Source organism: Mesorhizobium sp. UC74_2, from assembly GCF_042701485.1.
In the GTDB taxonomy this organism is placed as follows: domain Bacteria; phylum Pseudomonadota; class Alphaproteobacteria; order Rhizobiales; family Rhizobiaceae; genus Mesorhizobium.
Genome location: NZ_CP170562.1, coordinates 2,073,738 through 2,087,077 on the forward strand (window position 1 = coordinate 2,073,738; position 13,340 = coordinate 2,087,077).

Sequence of the window (13,340 nt, forward strand, 5' to 3'; positions counted from 1 at the left end):
ACTAACCGTCTTCCCTGTACAGCAGGAACGTCACCCCGAAGAACATCGCCACGACCACCGGAAACCATGCAGCTACCACGGTCGGGACGAATCCCGCCACTCCAAACGCTTTGACCAAAACAGACACAACATAAAGCAGAAACCCAGCGACTACGCCACCCAGAATCATCGTTGCAGATTGTCCCATGCGCGCAAATCGCATCGAGACGGTTGCTGCGATCAGTGTCATCGCAACCAGAAGGAAGGGCATCGCCACAAGCGAATCGAACTGCATGGCGAATGCATTTGCCTTAAGCCCGAAGGAACGAGCAACTTCAATCTTTTGCGGCAACTCGTAAAAGGGAATTGTTTCCGGCCGTGCCAGCCGTTCCTGCACGAATTCCGGCTTCAGGTCGGTCGCCAGCCGGTCCGTGGTTTTCTTTTCGACATTGCCATCCTTGAGGATGCTGACGTCCTGCAATTCCCAGTAGCCGTCGCGCAGGAACACCCGCTTGGCGTCCTTGCGTTCGATGATGTTGCCTTGCTGGTCGAGCAGGAAGAAAACGGCGTCCGCCATCTCCAGTCCCTGGTTCAGGATGGCACGCGCGCCGATGATGGTATCGCCGGCCGCGGTCTTCTGTCGGATCCACGGAGCAGCATCGGCCGAGACGTCGTTCGACGCTCCCGAGCGCAGTTCGCTTTCAATTCTCTCGGATTGTGAAAAGCCGTAGGCAGCCAGCGGATTGAGAACCGCGACGGCAACCGTGCCGAACAACAGCGCGCCGATGCAGCAGGGCAACAGGAACTGCCAGGCCGAAATGCCTGCCGAGCGTGCGATCACCAGTTCGTATTTGCGGTTGAGCGAAACCAGTGTCGCCATGGCCGAAAACAGACCAACAAAGGGAACGGTCTGCAGCATGATCATCGGTACGCGCAGCGCCGAGATAGCAAAACCCGCCTGGTAGGTGAAACCGGGCACCCCAGCGATCCGACCCGTCAATTCCGTGAAGTCGATCAGGAAGACAAGGGCAAACAGTCCCAGGAAGATCCAGATGGTGATCCCCAGGTAGCGGAAGAAGAAATAGCGGCCGAGTGTCCAACCCATCAGGAATTCCCCTGACGCGTTGCGGAGCGATTGGCCCACCAAAGTCTCAGCCGGATCCCTATTTCGCCAAAACGGCTGAACATGTTCGTGAGCCAGTCGGCCCAACTCGACGGCAACTCCATGCGGCGATTGGAAAAGATGACCCATGCGGCCACGATCGACGCACCAAAAGGCACGGCTACCACCAGGTAATTATAGAGAGGATTGGTGTTGGCCTTGCCTGCGGCGAAGAAACCCAGCCAGCGCACGAACAGCGCGATGCAGATAGCCGTGATCAGTGGGTGGATCCGTGCTTCCCGGTGTGAGCGCGCGTCACCAGCGACGGCCAAGGCGATCATCGCGAAGGCAAGCGAATAGGCCCATTCCGAAAACCGCAAGGCAAGCTCGGCACGATATTGATCTGGCGCCTGTTGATAATACCGGTCGTTGGGATCGGGGTTGAGCAGATATTGTGTCGTCTGATCCTTCGGATAGAGCGTTGCCTGTGCAGCCGTCGCAAACGCCGACAGATCGAAGGCGTAGGACGTGAAACGAATGACGGAAACATCGCCGGCAGGTGATTTGCGGTGCACCACGCCGTCATTCATCAGGAGGACTTTTTCATTGCCCTTGTCGATGACTGCGCCTGTCTTGGCGTAGTAGACGAGGTCGGTGCCCTGCTGCCGGGAATCGGCCACGAAGATGCTGCCCAGGCCGCCATCGGCAAAACGTTCGCCGATCTGGACGAACAGGCCGTCTTCAATTTTCCGGAAGGTCCCTTCCTGGATGATCAACGACAGGAAGTCGGCGCGCGCGCTGGCAATCAGCTCACGGTTTTTCTGGCGCGCATAAGGCTCAACCCCGTTGTCGACGACGAAAGAGAACACGCTCGCGATCAGTGCAAGGATCAGGATCGGCTTGACGACGGTCATGCGCGAGGCGCCGGCGGCGTTGATCACCACCAGCTCCGAATCGGAGTTCATGACGCTGAGTGTCTGCGCGACCGCCACAATGAGGGCGAAGGGGACAACGATCGGGATGATGGTTGGCAGGATAAGCGCGGCAACCTGGAAGAAACTAACCGCCGACTGCCCATTGTCCGTCACCAGATTGATGCGGGTGAGAACCTGCGTCGTCCAGACAATCGCCAACGTCCACGCCAACGCCGCAAGAAAGAGCGAGAGCGCGCGCCGGAAGATATAGAGCTCGGCGACCTTCATTCAGGGCAGTTCTTCTCGATTGATCTCGACGGGTGTCGCAGCTCTAGAAGTTATCTTTCCGGTGACACCCACACAACCGGCCTGGTTCCGTTTCAAGTCGTCATGTCCGGTGCCGTCGACTCTGGTCGGCAATGGATAAGAAAAGGCGAATAGGTATGGTTAACAGCACTTTGAGCCAGACATTTGTGCGACGCACAGGCGATCGTCAAGGGTCGGCAGCTGCCAATATTGCATTCACGCATCCGGCGACTGAAGGTGGCAGCATGGCGCGCTGAGCCTATTTCCTTATGCTCGCTGGAAGTTTGCCGGTCTTGCCAAACGTTTCAAAAGCGCGAAATGTCGCGCTTCAATCCAAGCATTCAAATCAAGCAGGATCTCATGGCTGCCCGACCTACGATTGCCTTTGCCAAATTCGCCCCTGTCAAGAAAGGCACGGTCTTTGTGCTCTCTGCGGAAGAGGCGGGGCTTTCCGAAGGGGCCAAGGCGCATGATCCATCCGATTCGCTGGCAAGGGCTCTTCCGGCCGCGGATTTTTCCGGGAAATTCGGCTCTTCCGCCGAGATATTCGCGCCGGAAGGCACCGCTCTTGACCGGCTGGTGGTGGTCGGCGCCGGCAAGCTGTCCGCACTGGACGAATATGCGTGGCTGAAGCTTGGCGGGCATGTGGCTGCTTCACTGCGCAAGGCCAAGGACGCTGTGGTCGTCGTCGACCTGCCGGGTACCCAAGCGGACGGTTCAGAGGCTGCCGGCGTTGCTGCCGGCATTTTGTTGCGCGCTTATTCCTTCGACAAATACAAGACGAGAAAAAGTGACGAAGGAAAAGACGACGCCAAGACACCGATCAAGATCACCATTCAGACGGCAAATCCAACTGCTGCCAAGAGGGCGTTCGCAGAACTGGAGGCCGTTGTCGACGGCGTGATCGTCGCGCGCGACCTCGTCAATGAGCCGGCGAACGCGCTGGGGCCGGTCGAATTTGCCGAGCAAGCCAAGCAATTGGAGGCACTGGGCGTCAAGGTCGAGATCCTCACCGAGAAGGAAATGAAGAAGCTCGGCATGGGCTCCCTGCTTGGTGTCGCGCAAGGTTCGCCACGCGGTGCCCGACTGGCGGTGCTGCAATGGAATGGCGGCAAGGCCAAGGACAAGCCGCTTGCCTTTGTCGGCAAGGGGGTGACCTTCGACACCGGCGGCAATTCGATGAAGCCTGCATCGGGTATGGAGGACATGAAGGGCGACATGGGCGGTGCAGCGGCGGTTACGGGGCTGATGCACGCGCTTGCTGCCCGCAAGGCGAAAGCCAATGTCGTCGGCATTCTCGGTTTGGTGGAAAACAGCGTCGACGGCCATGCACAGCGGCCAGGTGACATTGTCACCTCGATGTCCGGCCAGACCATCGAGGTGCTCAACACCGATGCCGAGGGGCGCCTGGTGCTCGCCGACGCGCTCTGGTATTGCAACAATCGCTTCGAACCCCGGCTGATGATCAATCTTGCCACGTTGACGGGAGCAATCATGGTCGCGCTGGGGCAACACCATGCCGGGTTGTTCTCCAACAACGACGAACTCGCCGCACAGCTTGTGCAGGCAGGAACCGCCACTCAGGAGAAGCTGTGGCGCATGCCGCTCGGCAGTGAATACGACAAGCTCATTGATTCAAAGAACGCCGACATGAAGAATATTGGCGGACGCTATGGCGGTGCCATCATCGCAGCTCAATTCCTGCAGCGTTTCGTCAAGGAAACGCCTTGGGCCCATCTCGACATTGCGGGGACGGCCATGGGGGCTCCGGCCAGCGAAATCAACCAGTCCTGGGGCTCCGGTTTTGGCGTCCGGCTGCTCGACCGGCTGGTGCGCGACCACTACGAAGGCTGATCGATGGCCGAAGTGCTGTTCTATCACATGACGGAGTCGACGCTCGAAGAGGCATTACCGGGCCTGCTCGAGCGCAGTGTCGATCGTGGCTGGCGCGTCGTCGTGCAGACGGGCACGGAAGAGCGCAGGGATGCACTTGACCAGCATTTGTGGATCTATCGCGATGACGGCTTCCTGGCGCATGCGACGGACCGAGAGCCTTATCCGGCGGAACAGCCAGTCTTGCTCACGACCGGGGAGATGAACCCCAATTCGGCGCAGATCCGTTTCCTCGTGGACGGCGCCAGCCCTCCGGACCTTGCCGGCTACGATCGCGCCGTTTTCCTCTTCGACGGACATGACGCAGGTCAGGTCGAGGCAGCGCGCAGCCATTGGAAGGACATGAAGGGCGCTGGCCACACCGTAACTTATTGGCAGCAGACGGCGGACCGGCGCTGGGAGCGCAAGGCATGACATTGCATGAGCGCGTTCAGCGCTCTAAGGGCTGAGCGATGCGTAGATTTTTCCTGCTGTTCATTCTGGCTGGCGTCGCCCTTGGTCTTCTCTATCCCTGGGCCGTTCGAAATTTCTCCGGCGAGGAACTCGGCACCTGGCACGCTTATCAGGATGGCCGCTTCAAACCGGTGACAGTGTCGCTGAAAGCCGGGACCGGACCGGTCCGGGTCTTTGTCGATCTCACCACCAATGCCGATCGCATCATCGCTTTTGATCGCACCGTACTGACGCTGACTGTCGCGGCGGGCAACCGAACGGTGCTTGCCGAACGGCTGAGTTTCAGCGGCAATCCGACGCCCCGCGAACAAAGCCCACAGCTGACCGACAAGATATTTCGCGACGAGGCGGGGCTGATCGAAGTTGAGGAGGCGAACACCTACGTCTTTTCGCTCGGCCTTGGAGATGTCGACAACCTGCAGATCAAGGCGGTCGATCTGGTCCTGCGCAGCGGGGCTGCCGTGCCTGACGCGCGGGTTCGGCAAGTGGGCTTCGGATCGCTTGCATTCGGAGTGATCGGTCTGGTGCTGGCAATCCGTTTCAGCAGACGTCCCGACAAACCGGAAACTCCGCCCAAGCCGCGTTGGGGTCGGGGCGCCGTCTAAGGCCATGAATTATCGCCACGCCTATCATGCCGGCAATTTCGCAGACGTGGTCAAGCACGTCGTGCTGGTGCGCCTGATCGAATATCTGAAACGGAAGGACAAGCCGTTTCGTGTCATCGATACCCATGCCGGTATCGGTCTTTATGATCTTTCTTCCAGCGAGGCCCAGAAGACTGGCGAGTGGCGGGACGGTATCGGCCGGTTGGCCGCGATCGACCCAGGCATACAGGCGACTATCTTGCTGGGGCCTTATCTCGAAGCAATCAATTCCTGCAACCCTGATGGTGGAATTGACTTCTATCCCGGTTCCCCATGGCTTGCGCGGCGTCTGCTGCGCAAGCAGGATCGGCTCACCGCGATCGAACTGCATCCTCAGGATGCTGTCCGGCTGAAGGGACAGTTTGAAGGCGATTTTCAGACGCGTGTCATCGAGCTGGATGGCTGGCTGGCGCTCGGCGCGCATCTGCCGCCCAAGGAAAAGCGCGGGCTGGTGCTGGTTGATCCTCCTTTCGAGCAGGAAGGCGAGTTCGATCGCCTCGCCGCAGGTGTTGAAAAGGCCTACAACCGCTGGCCAGGCGGTATCTATGCACTCTGGTATCCGATCAAGGATCGACGCGGCGTTGCCGACTTCCGAAATCGGTTGACGGCGTCTGGTATCGGCAAGGTGCTCGACATCGTCTTCGAAGTGCGACCGGATTCGCGCAGCGAACGCCTGGACGGCACCGGCATGGTGGTGATCAATCCACCATTCACCCTGGAACAGGAACTCCGTCTGATCCTGCCCGCGCTGCAGGCTGCGATGGCAGAACCAGCCGCAACAGGCTGGCGGCTCGACTGGCTGGCGCGCGAGGACAGCTAGGCATCGGATTTGATCGAGGCCGGATACTTCCTGGCTTGACCGTATGACGGCAAATCCGCACAGTGCCGCCGACCAGAAATGAGGCGCCGCCATGACACACTCGTTCAAATCCTTTCTTGCCGGGTTGATTTGCCTGGGTTCGGTTATGACCGTTGCTCCAGTGGCGCAAGCCGCCGATCTGTCGAGCTATTCAAGTGATCCGGGCGTGTGCGGTGAGGCTTGGGTGCTGAACAAGATCAGCAGCCGTTTTGCCTACCAGGTACGCAATGTGCCGAATCTCCCCGATGTGCAGATCACCGACTTTCGCCGCATCAATGAGCGCCGCTATCAGCCGGCCGAAGAGAATTGGCCGATCGGTCGTCGCTATTGCGACGCAAAAGTCATCCTCTCGGACGGACATGAGCGCACCATCTGGTATCTGATTGAGGAAGGGCAGGGTTATGCCGGCGTTGGCGACAATGTCGAGTTCTGCGTATCAGGCTTCGACCGCTGGTATGTCTACAACGGCGCCTGCCGCGTTCTGCGCTGAACGCTCCGGTGCCCCTGGCAAGGGCGCTCTTCTGATCGTCATCCGGTCTGATCCACGTGTTGCTGGACGAGGGCAGTCATCGTCCGTCTGGCGCAACTGCGCCAGAGCGCGCTTTCAATGAGGATTTCATGCCCAGTCTGCTCTATGCGACCACTTCGCCCTACAGCTCCAAGGTCCGGATGGCAGCCGCCTATGCTGGCATTGCGTTGGACTTGAAGCCGGTGAAGACGGAGGAAGACCCGGCGGATCTGATCGCTGCCAATCCGCTTGGCAAGATCCCTGTGCTTGTGCTGGAGACAGGCCAGTCGGTCTTCGATAGCCGGGCCATAACCCAATACCTCAACCGACAGACCAAGAACGTACTCTTCCCGCGCAACCCCGAAAAGCGCCTGGAAGCGGAAGCTCTGGAAGCCTTGGCGGACGGTATTTGCGATTCGGCTTTGTCGATGGTCTATGAACGCAGGGTACGACCCGAGGAGAAGGTGTACCAGCCCTGGCTGGACAGACAGTGGGAAAAGGTCACCCGCGCACTCGACGGTCTGAACGCCAATCCTCCCAAATTGCCGAGCAAGATTACCGTTGGTCAAATCGCGCTACGCGCTGCGCTCGGTTATCTGTCGCTTCGTTTCGCAGGCAAATGGGAAAAGGGGCGAGGGCGGCTGGTGCGCTGGGCGGCACGCTTCGACGAGAAGTTTCCGCAACTCAAGGGCTGCATACCGGCCTGACAGAGGCGTCGATACTGTACGCTCGTCAATTCTAAAACAAAAAAGCCGGGCTCGCTTGAGCCCGGCTTTTGCTGATCGGGACGCGATCAGAATTTCATACCGACACCGAATTGGATGCGGTTGTCGCTGTCCTTGACCTTGCCGATACCGTTGTCGAAGGTCTTGGAACCGTAGTCGGTGTAGCGATACTCGACACGACCGAAGACATTCTCGGTGAACTTGATGTCGGTACCGACACCGGCGGTCCAGCCGAACATGGTCTTACGATCGCCGAGGCCCGTGAGTTCGTCGGTCACCTTCAGGCCTTCGCCTGCGCCACCGGCCGTGCCGTAGAGCAGGATGTCGGGGCTGACGCTGTAGCCGAGGCGAGCGCGGATCGAACCTTCGAAGCCCGACTTCGACTTGAAGTCATTCGACGAGCCCTTCGAGCCGTTGTAACCGAGGTCACCTTCGACGCCGTACACGAAGTTGTCCTGCTGCCAGTTGTAGCCGGCAAAGGCGCCGCCGATGAAACCATCGGTCTTGATGCGGGTGTTGTAGTCTTCGACCTTAGTGCGGCCCGAGAAGCCGTAGCCGAGGTTCACACCGGCATATGCGCCGGCCCAGGATGCAACCGGCAGCTCAGCAATCGGAGCCGGAGCCGGTGGCTCTTCCGAAACGACGTCCGCAGCGAAAGCGGGAACGGTGCCGATGACGGCGAGGAGCCCGATCGCAGCAACTGAAGTCCGCGCGAATTTGTGGTTGATAGACATAGTTCTTACTCCATAAAGCCAAAGACGCTGGCTTGTTCCTTGCGAACCAGACCCGCCGGGGGAGGAAACGGATCACGCGTTCAACGGTTCCGGAATTTGGGCGGCAAATACGGCGGAAGCGAACCTGAACTTGGGTCTTTAGCTGGCGCGAATGAGGCTGAACGATGACGTTGCACTAGTGCAACAAAGTTGTCAGGAGCCTTTCGGGAGGGCGGCTGCACCCGGCTTGGTACAAGGGGTTGAGGTCCCTATATTGGCCGTCTGGTCAGATGGCTGATTGCGAGTCGAGGTCGTCATTTCGGCGCATCGACACAATGTGGCCATAGGAGCGAACGGCATTTTACGATTGAGCGGTCTCATTTGCTGGCTGCCCTTGTTGCGGATGAAAGCCAGATGACGAACAGAATGAAAGCTACGGCCCTGGTTACGGGCGGAGCGAAAAGGTTGGGCCGGGCGATCGTGGAGGATCTGGCAGCCAACGGCTTTGCCGTGGCCGTCCACTGCAATCGTTCACGAGAAGAGGCCGAAGCCCTTGTGGGGACTATTATCGCCGCGGGAGGGCGCGCCGCCGTCGTTGCCGCGGATCTGACCGATTTGGACACGACGGCCGGGCTGATCGATGCTGCCTCGAATGCGCTCGGTCCGATCAACCTCCTGGTCAACAACGCTTCATTGTTCGAGGAAGATTCCCTCGAGGATTTCGATTGGTCCGGGTGGGATCGTCATTTCGCTGTGCACGTGAAGGCTCCGGCGCTTTTGACGCAGCGTTTCGCCCGTGCCTTGCCCGAGGGAGAGGATGGTCTGGTCGTCAACATGATCGATCAGCGGGTGTGGCGACCGACGCCACGCTATTTTTCATACGCCCTGTCGAAATCTGCGTTGTGGGCAGCCACGCAGACGATGGCGCAGGCGCTGGCGCCACGTATCCGCGTTAATGCGATCGGTCCGGGGCCGACGCTGAAAGGAGCACGCCAGGAGGATCACGATTTCCAGGCGCAGCTCGACGGCGTGTTGTTGAAACGTGGTGCCGAACTTGGCGAATTTGGCGCGACGATACGATATCTATGGAACGCGCGGTCGGTCACCGGCCAGATGATCGCGCTGGATGGCGGCCAGCATCTTGCATGGCAGACGCCGGATGTGACAGGCGTGGTGGAATGAGTTCCGGAAAAGCGAAAAACGGACGCACGGGTGAAGATCTACCCGACGTTGATCTGGATGACGACGACAGCATCGAACTGGATGTGGAGACTGCAGGTCCCGAGGTTGCTTTTACGGCGATAGACTGGACGCAACATGCTGGCGATACCGACGGCAAGGTTGGCGCAGAGGTCATCCAGACGCTGGTCAAGCGTCTGCCCAACGCTCCTGGCGTCTACCGCATGATGAACGTAAACGGCGACGTGCTCTATGTCGGCAAGGCTCGCAGCCTCAAGAAGCGCGTCACCCAGTATGCTCAGGGGCGGTTTCATACCAATCGTATTGGCCGCATGGTGCGCGAAACGGCGACGATGGAATTCGTCGTCACCCGCACAGAGATTGAAGCGCTGTTGCTGGAAGCGAATCTCATCAAGCGCTTGCGGCCGCGCTTTAACGTGCTGCTGCGCGACGACAAGTCGTTTCCTTACATCCTGCTCACCGGAGATCACCTGTCGCCCGGTATCTACAAGCACCGCGGCGCACGCTCGCGGAAGGGCGACTACTTCGGCCCATTTGCGTCGGCGCAAGCGGTGGGGCGTACCATCAATTCGTTGCAGCGGGCTTTCCTGCTGAGGAGCTGCACCGATTCCTTTTACGAAAACCGGACACGGCCATGCCTGCTCTATCAGATCAAGCGTTGTGCCGGGCCGTGCACCGGGGAAATCTCGCACGGCGACTATGCCGTGCTGGTCGACGAGGCCAAGGATTTCCTGTCCGGTCGTAGCCAGAAGGTAAAGACCGAGATCTCCGCCGCCATGCAGGTTGCTGCCGAAAATCTCGATTTCGAGCACGCCGCAATCTATCGCGACCGTTTGGCGGCACTCGCGCATGTGCAGAGCCATCAAGGGATCAATCCGCAGTCGGTGGAAGAAGCGGACGTCTTCGCGATCCATCAGGAAGGCGGGCAGGTCTGCATCCAGGTCTTCTTCTTCCGCACCGGCCAGAACTGGGGCAACCGCGCCTATTTCCCCAAGGCTGATCCGGCCATGGAAGCCGCCGAGGTCTTGGGTTCGTTTCTGGCGCAGTTTTATGACGACAAGCCGACACCGCGCACGGTGCTGCTCTCGCATGTGGTCGACGAGCAGGAATTGCTTGCCGAGGCATTGTCGACCCGTGCCGGCCGCAAGGTGTCGATCTCGGTGCCTCAGCGTGGCGAGAAAAAAGATCTGACCGACCATGCGCTGCAGAATGCGCGCGAAGCGCTTGGCCGACGACTGGCTGAAACCTCGACGCAGGCGAGATTGCTGGCTGGTCTCGCAGAGACTTTCAGTCTGCCGAAGCCTCCGGTACGCATCGAAGTCTACGACAATTCGCACATCATGGGGACAAACGCCGTCGGTGCCATGGTCGTTGCCGGGCCGGAGGGCTTCGTCAAGAATCAGTACCGCAAGTTCAACATTCGCTCGACCGAGATCACTCCCGGCGACGATTTCGGCATGATGCGCGAGGTGATGGAGCGCCGCTTTTCCCGTCTTATCAAGGAACATGGCGATGAGAACACGAGCGAGGAGAATGGCGAGCCGGACGATCTTCTCTCCCATGGCTTCCCGGCGTGGCCCGACGTCATCCTGATCGACGGTGGCCAGGGGCAGATGTCGGCCGTACGCAAGATCCTGGCAGATTTGGGCGTCCAGGATCGTGTGGTGGCCATCGGCATCGCCAAGGGCCAGGATCGCGAGGCCGGCCGCGAGCGCTTTTTCGTCGAAGGCAAGCCCTCCTTCACGCTGCCGGTACGGGATCCGGTGCTGTATTTCATCCAGCGCCTGCGTGACGAGGCGCACCGTTTCGCGATCGGTTCACACCGCGCCCGCCGCAAGAAGGAGATGGTCAAGAGCCCCCTGGACGAAATCGCCGGCATCGGTCCGGGTCGTAAACGCGCCTTGCTTCTGCATTTCGGTACCGCCAAGGCAGTCAGCCGGGCCGCTGTCGACGACCTCATGTCGGTCAACGGTATTTCAGAGCAGGTCGCGCGACTTGTTTACAACCATTTTCATGAGAATTGACCGTTTGTACGGTGTTTTGCGCTGGCTAGTCGATTTTCAATGGTTGACCCCTGATATCGGCTTCTGATTTGAGTACGAAGGCAAAAAGAAACGACCCCGGAAGCTCCAGGCACGCATGGCGAAACACGCATTCAATCTGCCGAACATGCTCACCTACGCCCGTATCGTTGCGGTGCCGATGGTCGTCGTGTGTTTCTTTCTCGAAGGCCATTTGAAATCGAGCGATTTTGCGCGCTGGCTCGCTCTGGCGATCTTCCTGGCGGCGTCGATTACCGATTATTTCGACGGCTATCTGGCGCGTGCCTGGCAGCAGACTTCCAATATAGGCAGGATGCTGGATCCGATCGCCGATAAGCTTCTGGTTTCGACCTGCCTGCTGCTGCTTGCCGCTGATGAGGATGGCATCGCCGGCTGGTCGCTTTGGGCGGCCATCATCATTCTGTGCCGCGAAATCGCCGTTTTCCGGCCTGCGCGAATATCTTGCCGCACTCAAGGTTTCCGTTCCGGTCACGCAACTGGCGAAGTGGAAGACGACGATCCAGATGGTAGCGATTGCCTTTCTCCTTGCCGGTCCGGCAGGCGACAAGATTTTTCCGTTCACCACGGAAACCGGGCTGGTGCTGCTCTGGATTGCGGCGGTTGTCACGCTCTATACCGGTTATGATTACTTCCGTGCCGGCTTGAAGCATATCGTCGACGAATAGCGAGAAGGCGATGAAGCTCATCTATTTTGCCTGGGTGCGCGAACGGATCGGCAAAACCGAGGAAGACATCGAACTTCCGGCAGAGGTGACCACGGTGGCCGAGTTGCTGGCTTGGTTGAAATCTCGGGGCGAAGAATATGAAACCGCCCTCCAGCATCCACGTTCGATCCGTGTCGCCATCAATCAGGAGCATGTAGACCACGGTGAGAAAATAGCTGGCGCGCGTGAGATTGCGTTGTTTCCGCCGATGACTGGAGGCTGATGCCGTGTCCGGCGTCGTGGCGAAGGTCAGCATCCAGGCTCATGATTTCGACATTGCTGCCGAGATCGCAGCTCTTGCCGCTGGGCGCGCCGATATCGGCGCCGTAGTCACGTTTTCCGGGCTTTGCCGTGATGAAGGCGGTGCGCTCACGACACTCGAACTTGAGCACTATCCCGGTATGGCCGAAGCGGAGATCGGTCGCATTGCGGCCGAAGCCATCGGACGCTGGCCGCTGCAGGGGGTCACGGTTATCCATCGCCATGGCCGCATTCAGCCTGGCGGGAACATCGTGCTGGTCGTTACCGCATCCGCACATCGGCAAGCTGCCTTCGAGGCCGCTGATTTCCTGATGGACTACCTCAAATCGCGTGCACCCTTCTGGAAGAAGGAGCACCGAACCGACGGTGCGGAAGGCAATTGGGTCGAGGTCAAGGACAGGGACGACAAGGCTGCCGCCCGCTGGCGCTGACTGTCGGAAAGCCGGTGTTCCGTGCTCGAAAATACCCCAGATCGGTCATGGATTGTCCGCAATCGCGGCGGATTTTCCATTGGCGCTGGCGTTTGTCGAGTGCCGATGGAGCAGTGTCATGTTGGACAGGATCGCGGAATTCCTGATCTTCGGCTTCGCGCCCCTGATGGCGGGCATGCTTGTCTCAACCGACATGTCCGCAGCGGCCGAGCGCCGGCTGACCGGCGAAGTGATCTATCGCGAGCACATGATCCTGCCCCGGAATGCGGTGCTTACCGTACAGCTGCTCGATACCTCGCAGCCCGACGCTCCCGCCAGGGTGATCTGCGAACAGCGGATTACACCTGCCGGCCAGGTACCCATGCGTTTCACCCTGAAATTCGATAGTCGGGACATCCGCCCCAAGACGACTTATGCGGTGGATGCCAATATCACGGTCGACGGCCAGACCCAGTTCCTGACCAATGCTCGACACTATATCGATCCGCTTGCCAGTGAGCCGATGACGATGGTGCTGAAGCAAGTTCAGGACAAGCAAAGCGATACTGATACCCCAGGGTAGATCGAGACGACCTGATGTCTGAA

General features: G+C 59.3%; 14 protein-coding genes and 1 pseudogene. 12 read left to right on the forward strand and 3 right to left on the reverse strand.

Going from position 1 to position 13,340, the window contains the following annotated elements; translation table 11 throughout:
* Nucleotide 1: 1 nt before the first annotated feature.
* On the reverse strand, nucleotides 2-1,087 hold the full coding sequence (gene lptG / locus ACFJIU_RS10035; protein WP_379073039.1) for an LPS export ABC transporter permease LptG: 1,086 nt from the start codon (nucleotides 1,085-1,087) through the stop codon (nucleotides 2-4).
* Complete coding sequence (gene lptF / locus ACFJIU_RS10040) at nucleotides 1,084-2,283, reverse strand: LPS export ABC transporter permease LptF (RefSeq protein ID WP_379070654.1); 1,200 nt, start codon at nucleotides 2,281-2,283, stop codon at nucleotides 1,084-1,086. Before lptF ends, lptG begins: the two co-directional genes overlap by 4 nt.
* A gap of 378 nt (nucleotides 2,284-2,661) precedes the next feature.
* On the opposite strand from lptF, the gene ACFJIU_RS10045 reads away from it, so the two are divergent.
* The 6 genes from ACFJIU_RS10045 to ACFJIU_RS10070 all read left to right on the forward strand — a co-directional run bounded on the left by ACFJIU_RS10045 (nucleotide 2,662) and on the right by ACFJIU_RS10070 (nucleotide 7,365).
* Entirely contained in the window at nucleotides 2,662-4,155 is a 1,494-nt protein-coding gene (locus ACFJIU_RS10045; protein ID WP_379070657.1) for a leucyl aminopeptidase, read from the forward strand.
* Between the two features lie 3 nt (nucleotides 4,156-4,158).
* A complete protein-coding gene (locus ACFJIU_RS10050) occupies nucleotides 4,159-4,608 on the forward strand; it encodes a DNA polymerase III subunit chi (protein WP_326892275.1) in 450 nt (149 codons plus the stop codon).
* 38 nt (nucleotides 4,609-4,646) lie between these two features.
* On the forward strand, nucleotides 4,647-5,252 hold the full coding sequence (locus ACFJIU_RS10055; RefSeq protein ID WP_379070661.1) for a hypothetical protein: 606 nt from the start codon (nucleotides 4,647-4,649) through the stop codon (nucleotides 5,250-5,252).
* A gap of 4 nt (nucleotides 5,253-5,256) precedes the next feature.
* Entirely contained in the window at nucleotides 5,257-6,111 is an 855-nt protein-coding gene (locus tag ACFJIU_RS10060; protein ID WP_379070663.1) for a 23S rRNA (adenine(2030)-N(6))-methyltransferase RlmJ, read from the forward strand.
* Nucleotides 6,112-6,202: 91 nt separating this feature from the next.
* Nucleotides 6,203-6,640 carry a hypothetical protein gene (locus ACFJIU_RS10065; protein ID WP_379070666.1) on the forward strand — a complete coding sequence of 146 codons (438 nt, stop codon included), beginning with the start codon at nucleotides 6,203-6,205 and terminating at the stop codon, nucleotides 6,638-6,640.
* A gap of 128 nt (nucleotides 6,641-6,768) precedes the next feature.
* Entirely contained in the window at nucleotides 6,769-7,365 is a 597-nt protein-coding gene (locus ACFJIU_RS10070; RefSeq protein WP_379070669.1) for a glutathione S-transferase family protein, read from the forward strand.
* A gap of 86 nt (nucleotides 7,366-7,451) precedes the next feature.
* Here ACFJIU_RS10070 and ACFJIU_RS10075 read toward each other — a convergent pair whose 3' ends face one another.
* A complete protein-coding gene (locus tag ACFJIU_RS10075) occupies nucleotides 7,452-8,117 on the reverse strand; it encodes an outer membrane protein (RefSeq protein WP_379070672.1) in 666 nt (221 codons plus the stop codon).
* Between the two features lie 405 nt (nucleotides 8,118-8,522).
* On the opposite strand from ACFJIU_RS10075, the gene ACFJIU_RS10080 reads away from it, so the two are divergent.
* The 6 genes and pseudogenes from ACFJIU_RS10080 (at nucleotide 8,523) to ACFJIU_RS10105 (ending at nucleotide 13,317) form a co-directional block, all read left to right on the forward strand.
* Complete coding sequence (locus tag ACFJIU_RS10080; protein WP_379070675.1) at nucleotides 8,523-9,278, forward strand: SDR family oxidoreductase; 756 nt, start codon at nucleotides 8,523-8,525, stop codon at nucleotides 9,276-9,278.
* Nucleotides 9,275-11,320: an excinuclease ABC subunit UvrC gene (gene uvrC / locus ACFJIU_RS10085; RefSeq protein ID WP_379070677.1), complete on the forward strand. Its 2,046-nt coding sequence runs from the start codon at nucleotides 9,275-9,277 to the stop codon at nucleotides 11,318-11,320. The genes ACFJIU_RS10080 and uvrC overlap by 4 nt, the downstream gene beginning before the upstream one ends.
* Nucleotides 11,321-11,435: 115 nt before the next feature.
* Nucleotides 11,436-12,024, forward strand: a pseudogene (gene pgsA / locus ACFJIU_RS10090) (CDP-diacylglycerol--glycerol-3-phosphate 3-phosphatidyltransferase).
* A gap of 10 nt (nucleotides 12,025-12,034) precedes the next feature.
* Nucleotides 12,035-12,286 (forward strand): molybdopterin converting factor subunit 1, encoded by a 252-nt coding sequence (gene moaD / locus ACFJIU_RS10095; RefSeq protein WP_379070679.1) that lies wholly within the window; start codon nucleotides 12,035-12,037, stop codon nucleotides 12,284-12,286.
* Between the two features lie 4 nt (nucleotides 12,287-12,290).
* Nucleotides 12,291-12,755 carry a molybdenum cofactor biosynthesis protein MoaE gene (locus tag ACFJIU_RS10100; RefSeq protein WP_379070682.1) on the forward strand — a complete coding sequence of 155 codons (465 nt, stop codon included), beginning with the start codon at nucleotides 12,291-12,293 and terminating at the stop codon, nucleotides 12,753-12,755.
* 118 nt (nucleotides 12,756-12,873) lie between these two features.
* A complete protein-coding gene (locus tag ACFJIU_RS10105; protein WP_379070684.1) occupies nucleotides 12,874-13,317 on the forward strand; it encodes a YbaY family lipoprotein in 444 nt (147 codons plus the stop codon).
* Nucleotides 13,318-13,340 lie beyond the last annotated feature (23 nt).

Bases quoted from the DNA above. Each gene is read 5' to 3' on its own strand.
- ACFJIU_RS10105 (WP_379070684.1), top strand. From the start codon at position 12,874: ATGTTGGACAGGATCGCGGAATTCCTGATCTTCGGCTTCGCGCCCCTG.
- ACFJIU_RS10065 (WP_379070666.1), top strand. From the start codon at position 6,203: ATGACACACTCGTTCAAATCCTTTCTTGCCGGGTTGATTTGCCTGGGT.
- uvrC (WP_379070677.1), top strand. From the start codon at position 9,275: ATGAGTTCCGGAAAAGCGAAAAACGGACGCACGGGTGAAGATCTACCC.
- ACFJIU_RS10080 (WP_379070675.1), top strand. From the start codon at position 8,523: ATGAAAGCTACGGCCCTGGTTACGGGCGGAGCGAAAAGGTTGGGCCGG.
- ACFJIU_RS10060 (WP_379070663.1), top strand. From the start codon at position 5,257: ATGAATTATCGCCACGCCTATCATGCCGGCAATTTCGCAGACGTGGTC.
- moaD (WP_379070679.1), top strand. From the start codon at position 12,035: ATGAAGCTCATCTATTTTGCCTGGGTGCGCGAACGGATCGGCAAAACC.
- ACFJIU_RS10045 (WP_379070657.1), top strand. From the start codon at position 2,662: ATGGCTGCCCGACCTACGATTGCCTTTGCCAAATTCGCCCCTGTCAAG.
- ACFJIU_RS10050 (WP_326892275.1), top strand. From the start codon at position 4,159: ATGGCCGAAGTGCTGTTCTATCACATGACGGAGTCGACGCTCGAAGAG.
- ACFJIU_RS10055 (WP_379070661.1), top strand. From the start codon at position 4,647: ATGCGTAGATTTTTCCTGCTGTTCATTCTGGCTGGCGTCGCCCTTGGT.
- ACFJIU_RS10070 (WP_379070669.1), top strand. From the start codon at position 6,769: ATGCCCAGTCTGCTCTATGCGACCACTTCGCCCTACAGCTCCAAGGTC.
- lptF (WP_379070654.1), bottom strand. From the start codon at position 2,283: ATGAAGGTCGCCGAGCTCTATATCTTCCGGCGCGCGCTCTCGCTCTTT.
- ACFJIU_RS10075 (WP_379070672.1), bottom strand. From the start codon at position 8,117: ATGTCTATCAACCACAAATTCGCGCGGACTTCAGTTGCTGCGATCGGG.